Genomic DNA, 264 nt, shown 5'->3' on the forward strand with positions numbered 1-264 from the left:
GTCCTGCAGACGGCCGACATAGACGGCGTCTTCGCTGGCGATGACAGCGATGTCGTCCATGCCCTGGACGGCGAGGTGGACGCCGTGACTCATGACCAGTGAGTTCCGGCTGTTCATCAGCGTCGTGTTGGCGGTGGCGACATTGCCATGCTCGTCACGATTGCCTGACTTCCACACGCTGTCCCAGCTGCCGAGATCCGACCACTTCAAGGGCGAAGGGACGACGGTGGCATTGGCCGTTTTTTCCATGACCGCGTAGTCGAT

1 pseudogene is annotated in these 264 nt (G+C 61.0%); it reads right to left on the minus strand.

Annotated features, from left to right (window positions below):
- Positions 1 to 249: pseudogene (gene cpsB / locus SB764_RS41250) on the minus strand (mannose-1-phosphate guanylyltransferase/mannose-6-phosphate isomerase); the annotation flags it as partial.
- Positions 250 to 264: the final 15 nt, after the last annotated feature.

This window comes from Paraburkholderia sp. SIMBA_027 (assembly GCF_046535315.1).
Classification (GTDB): Bacteria; Pseudomonadota; Gammaproteobacteria; order Burkholderiales; family Burkholderiaceae; genus Paraburkholderia; species Paraburkholderia tropica.